Annotated in this window: 4 protein-coding genes; 3 read left to right on the plus strand and 1 reads right to left on the minus strand. The window is 40.0% G+C overall.

The window, feature by feature from the left end:
- The first annotated feature begins 183 nt into the window (after positions 1 to 183).
- On the plus strand, positions 184 to 645 hold the full coding sequence (locus tag ACO5V7_RS08680) for a CtsR family transcriptional regulator (protein WP_485485863.1): 462 nt from the start codon (positions 184 to 186) through the stop codon (positions 643 to 645).
- Between the two features lie 20 nt (positions 646 to 665).
- Positions 666 to 3,143 carry an ATP-dependent Clp protease ATP-binding subunit gene (locus tag ACO5V7_RS08685; protein WP_485485864.1) on the plus strand — a complete coding sequence of 826 codons (2,478 nt, stop codon included), beginning with the start codon at positions 666 to 668 and terminating at the stop codon, positions 3,141 to 3,143.
- 50 nt (positions 3,144 to 3,193) lie between these two features.
- On the opposite strand, the gene ACO5V7_RS08690 is transcribed toward ACO5V7_RS08685, so the two are convergent.
- Entirely contained in the window at positions 3,194 to 4,051 is an 858-nt protein-coding gene (locus tag ACO5V7_RS08690) for a helix-turn-helix domain-containing protein (RefSeq protein WP_485485865.1), read from the minus strand.
- A 134-nt stretch (positions 4,052 to 4,185) separates the two neighbouring features.
- Between ACO5V7_RS08690 and ACO5V7_RS08695 the strand changes: the two genes are divergently transcribed.
- Positions 4,186 to 5,922, plus strand: a 1,737-nt coding sequence (locus ACO5V7_RS08695; RefSeq protein ID WP_485485866.1) for a M3 family oligoendopeptidase, incomplete at its 3' end; no start/stop codon positions are given.

Here is a 5,922-nt window from a genome sequence, read left to right on the forward strand (position 1 = left end):
AGAGCACTTGGTTTGGGACCAAGGGGTCGTAGGTTCGAATCCTGTATTCCCGATTATAGTCAAGAAAAGAAGCCAGACATTTGTCTAGCTTCTTTTTTGTTTTAAAGACAATTTAATTGGCAAGGAGGGAAAACTTTTGTATAATTAAAGTCAAATATAGTCAAGGTTAAAGGAGGAAGTTGAATGCAAAATCAAAATATGTCCGATTTGATAGAAAGTTATTTAAAAAACGTACTACTTTCGAATGAAACAGTAGAAATCAGACGCAGTGAAATTGCAGATCAATTCAATTGCGTTCCTTCTCAAATTAATTACGTCATTAATACTCGTTTTACGATCCAACAAGGGTATGTGGTAGAAAGTAAGCGTGGTGGCGGTGGATATATTCGCATTATGAAAGTAAATTTAGTTGATGAAATGGATATTTTAAACACTTTAGGGGATTTAATACCGGCTCAACTATCTGTAAGAGAAGGGAATCATTTATTACAAAATTTATATGAGAACGAATTAATATCGAAACGCGAAGCACAGATGATGGCTTTGATGATGGAGAAAGACACGTTCCCAGTTTCTGTTAAAAACGGAGATGAAATTCGTAGTAATATGATGAAGAAATTAATCGATAATTTGAAATATCGATAGAAACAGAAAGGATAAAGTCCATGAGTGAAATTTTTACACCAAAAGCAAAAAGTGCGATGGTTTTAGCTGCTAGAGAAGCTATTTTATTTAAGCATCAGGCTGTCGGAACAGAGCATTTATTATTAGGATTAATCTTAGAACAAGAAGGGATTGCTGGTCATGTATTACGTGCAGCAGGCCTCACAGCAGAAATTGTTCGTACGGAAATCGAATCATTAACTGGATATGGCTCAAACCGTAAACAGATGGATCCTTATTTAATGCCTTATTCTCCTAGAGCTAAAAAGGTGATTTTATCTGCTACAGATGAAGCAAAACGCCTCGAAGTGCCGCAAGTAGGGACAGAACACTTATTATTAGCCCTATTACGTGAAGAAGTATTAGCAACGAAGATTCTTCGTGATAATCAAGTCGATCCTCAAGAGTTAATGAAAGAAATCTACGGGAAAATAGGAATTCAACCTGCTAATTCAGGAGCTGCTAAAAGAAAAGCTCGCCAAGAAACTAGCCAAGAAGGAACACCAACATTAAATGGATTAGCACGTGATTTAACGGAATTAGCGCGCCAAGGTAAGATTGATCCGGTAGTTGGTCGTGAAGAAGAAGTACGTCGTATTATACAAATTATTAGTCGTCGTACGAAAAATAATCCAGTTCTTGTGGGGGAACCAGGTGTTGGTAAAACAGCTATTGTTGAAGGGTTGGCTCAACGAATGGTTTCTGGTGAAGTTCCTGAAGAAATCGCTGAGAAGCGTTTAATGATGTTAGATATGGGTGCAGTCGTTGCCGGAACGAAATATCGTGGTGAATTCGAAGAACGCATGAAGAAAATCTTGGATGAAGTGTACCGTGAACAAGATGTGATTCTCTTTATTGATGAGTTGCATACGTTGATTGGCGCAGGTGGAGCGGAAGGTTCGATTGATGCTTCTAATATCTTAAAACCGGCGCTTGCCCGTGGAGAAATCCAAGTTATTGGAGCGACAACTTTAGACGAGTATCAAAAATATATTGAGAAAGATGCTGCATTGGAGCGTCGATTTGCATCCATTCAAGTGAATGAACCGAGTGCAGATGATACCGTTGAAATCTTAAAAGGGCTTCGCAAACGTTATGAAGAGCATCACCGCGTAGAAATCACTGACGCAGCGATTGAAGCAGCTGTTCAATTATCGGTCCGTTATATTACGTCTCGTAAATTACCAGATAAAGCAATCGACTTGATGGATGAAACAGCAGCTAAAGCTCGACTAGATCGTAGCGGTAAACACTCACCGCTTCAAAAACTAGAAACAGAAGTCGCAGAACTTGCTCAGAAGAAAGACGATGCGATTCGTGAACAAAAATTCGAAGAAGCAGCTCGTTTACGCAAGAAAGAACAAACCAAACGTGACAAGCTTGAAAAACTACGCCAAAAAGTAGAAGTCGAAGCCAAACAAGAATATGTTGCAGCGATTACGGATGAAGATATCGCAGAAGTGGTATCTCAATGGACTGGTATTCCATTAAAACAAATGGAGAAAAAAGAAAGCGAACGTCTCGTTCACCTTGAAAAAGAATTGCATCAACGCGTGATTGGACAAGAAGAAGCTGTATCAGCAGTGGCTCGTTCGATTCGTCGTGCTCGTAGCGGATTGAAGGATCCAAAACGTCCAATTGGTTCATTCTTATTCCTTGGACCTACAGGGGTTGGTAAGACAGAGTTAGCTAAAACGTTAGCAGAAGCGATGTTTGGCGACCAAGACGCACTCGTTCGTATTGATATGTCTGAATACATGGAGAAACACGCGGTTAGTCGTTTAGTCGGTTCACCTCCAGGATACGTTGGATTCGATGAAGGGGGACAATTAACAGAGAAAATACGCAACAAACCTTACTCTGTGATTCTGTTAGATGAAATTGAAAAAGCCCACCCAGATGTATTTAACATTCTGTTGCAAGTCTTGGACGATGGACATTTGACAGATTCAAAAGGACGTAAAGTTGACTTCAGAAATACGATTCTCATCATGACTTCAAACCTTGGAGCGACGGCTTTAAGAGATGAGAAATCAGTTGGTTTTGGTGCGAAAACCGTCCAACATGACCATGCTGCAATGGAAAAACGTATCCGTGAAGAGTTGAAGAATGCGTTCCGTCCGGAGTTGTTGAACCGTATCGACGAAATTATCGTCTTCCATAAATTAACGAAACCAGAATTACGTCAAATCGTTCAATTGATGACAAAAGATATTAAGACGCGTCTTGCGGAACTCAATATCGAATTGAAATTCACTTCTGGTGTCATCGATCTTATCGCAGAAGAAGGATTCGACCCAGAATACGGTGCACGTCCAATTCGTCGCGCGATTCAAAAGAAAATCGAAGACCCACTAAGTGAAGCACTCCTCAGCGGAGAAATTCGCTTTGGACAAAAAGTAACAATTGGTTCTCAAAAAGGGAAAGTGACGATTAAAGAAACAAAAGTCGCTCCTAAAAAAGAAGCTGTAAAAGCTTAATATTATAATGAAAACAGCCACTTCTATGGTATATAGAAGTGGCTGTTTTTTTAGTAACTTTGTTTTTGTAAGAGCAAGTGACAGAGCGTGAGGTCATTCATATCTTTGACGTTCAGCCCTGTTTGTTCCGCAAAACGGTCGATCCGGTATTGTAAAGTGTTCCGGTGTAAGAATAATTTTTTGCTAGCTTTTGAGATGTTTCCATGGGCATCCCAAAGTGCTTCAACGAACTCTTTTACTTCCTCTACGTTTAAAAGAAGGAGGAGTTCATCTGCAATCGGAGCAATATCCACCAGTCCATTCGCAATTCCCCATAGAAGAACAGGTGAGAATTCTAGACAAGAACGCTTATGAGAATGTAATAAATATTCAACAAATAGAGCTTTCTCGGCTTGGTACAGTAGAGGTGTATTCGTATTCGTTGCCCATCGGTTCCCAATAAAGATTTGTAACTCTACCGCAAAGTCGTCTTCAATAGCGGATTTTACTTCGAAAAGAGTGCTAGCAAGAGCGGTTGAGACTTCTGGATTCACGACCAGCGTGTAATGATGGCGGAAGTTTTTGAAGATGGCGAGGGCACCAATGGTTAAGTTTTCGACGAATTCTAACCAGTCTTTTTCGTGAAAGACGCCTTCCTGTTTTGGAAAAACGGCTAAATGCACACTTTGAATATATGCGGTCTCGCTTGGGAGAGCTCCTTTTCCTTCCAAGTAGGCAAGCCAAGGATGCGTTGGAGCTGTTGTGTTTGTCGGTTGTGTAGTTAATGTTTGAATGAGGAATCGTTCACGTTCAGATAAACTTTCTTCTAAGAGAAAAATCGTCTCGCCGTTCAACTGTACAGGAACAGCATTTTGAGTCGATTTTCCAAGAAGGGCATCTGGGAACAATTCTTTCCAAGTCTTTTTCATAAGAACTCCTTTTTGAACAGTGTTTGCCCTTTAAGTATACACGTTGTTTGGGGGAGAATAAAGGTACTTACACTATGAATTTTCAGAAAAATTGGGTAGAATAGGACATATAGTCAATATAAGGGGGATCCAAAATGTCAACAGAATGGTCATTAAAAGAAATCTATCCTTCATTTGAAAGTGAAGAGTTTAAATGTGATTTTGAACGTTTTTCAAACTTTAGAGAGGTATTCAATAGCTTAACGCTTGAAGATAATTTAGAGTCGATTAAAGCGGCAATTGCGGCGCTAGAAGAGTTCAGCGTATTAAGTAGCCGTTTAGGAAACTACATTAATTTAACATTAACTGCCAACACAACAGACGAAACAGCGAATAAATACCGTACATTATTCGGCAATGCGTATGCTTCGTTAAACAGTGCGTATACCAAAGTTTACAAATTTATCGGAAGCGTGGAAACTGATATCACTTCCGACGAAAATCTAAAAGACTACGAATTCTACTTTGCAGAAGCGAAGAAACAATACAAACATCTATTATCCGATGAATTAGAAGATGTAATTGCGAAATTCTCTATCAGCGGTGGAGACGGTTGGGAACAACTCTTCGAAGCGATGACTTCAGGCGTTGAAGGCGAATTTAAAGGCGAAAAAGTAACGCTTAGCGAAATTCGTAATATGGCGTATGATGCTGATGCAGCGGTTCGTAAAGAAGCGTACGAAACAGAATTGAAGATGTACGATACGATTAAAGAACCAATCGCATTTGCCTTAAACAATATTAAACAACAAGTACTTACAGAAACAAGCTTACGCGGTTTTGAATCTCCACTAGCACAAACATTAGAAGCCTCTCGTATGTCTCGTAAAACATTAGATGCGCTTCTTGAAGCGATTCGCGAATATTTACCACAATTCCGCGCTTACTTAAAACATAAGGCAGCTCTTTTAGGTCACGAAAATGGATTACCATTCTACGACTTATTTGCACCAATCGGAGAAAGCTCACGTCGTTTCACAATCGAAGAGTCGAAAGAATTCTTATTAGAAAACTTCAAAGGCTTCTCTGGGGATTTAGCGGATATGACAAAAGAAGCTTACGAAAACAACTACATCGACTTCTTACCACGTAAAGGAAAAGTGGGGGGAGCGTTCTGTAGCAACCTACCATTCATCAAACAATCACGTATCTTAACAAACTTCTCTGGTTCATTAAGCGACGTTGTAACGATTGCGCACGAATTAGGACATGCGTACCACGGTTTACATATCGAAAATCACCGTGTATTAAACCAAGAGTACTCAATGCCTGTTGCTGAAACAGCGTCAACTTTCAACGAAAATATCGTGATGAATACAGTGATTAGTGAGGCGAGCGATGCTGAAAAAGTAGCCTTATTGGAATCACAATTACAAGATACAACACAAATCATCGTGGACATCTACTCACGTTACTTATTCGAATCTGCAGTATTTGAAAACCGTGAAAAGAGCTTTATGTTCTCGAAAGACTTAGAACAATTAATGTTGGATGCTCAAAAAGAAGCGTACGGCGATGGATTAGATCCAGACGCAATGCATCCATACATGTGGGCTTGCAAACCGCACTACTACAGTAGTGGCTTAAGCTTCTACAATTTCCCATACGCATTCGGAGGATTGTTCTCTAAAGGCTTATATGCCATCTATCAAGAGCAACCTGAAGGATTCGTTGAGAAATATCAAGAGTTATTGCGTGCGACAACAGTGACTTCTGCAGAAGATACTGCGAAAGTGTTAGGCGTGGATGTGACGGACAGCGCATTTTGGAAGAAGGCACTCGCGCAAGTTGCCGACAACATCGAGCAGTTCATTGCTTTAACTCCGGTAAAA

The organism is Granulicatella sp. (assembly GCF_057274575.1).